Genomic DNA, 254 nt, shown 5'->3' on the forward strand with positions numbered 1-254 from the left:
TTATTGGATTGAAATCTTCACTGCTGATCGTCAGCCGTTTTTACTGAAAGATCATCTGGCATAGTTTCTTTGTGTTTATTTGAGCCTACCCCTAATGGAGGGCTGGCAAAAACCTGTATCCGATCAGGCAATTTTTTAGCTTCGTACATTGCCTCGTCAGCGTAGCGAACCAATTGCATGGCATTATCGCCATGCAATGGATATAAAGCGATGCCGATACTGACACCTATATGCAGAATTTTGCCATCCACTTC

General features: G+C 42.9%; 1 protein-coding gene. It reads right to left on the reverse strand.

Annotation, left to right across the window (positions count from 1 at the left end):
- Positions 1-17: 17 nt before the first annotated feature.
- Positions 18-254: diguanylate cyclase domain-containing protein (locus E8Q33_RS15240; protein ID WP_136555728.1), on the reverse strand; the 237-nt coding region annotated here is incomplete at its 5' end.

Source organism: Methylophaga sp. SB9B (assembly GCF_004832235.1).
GTDB lineage: Bacteria > Pseudomonadota > Gammaproteobacteria > Nitrosococcales > Methylophagaceae > Methylophaga > Methylophaga muralis.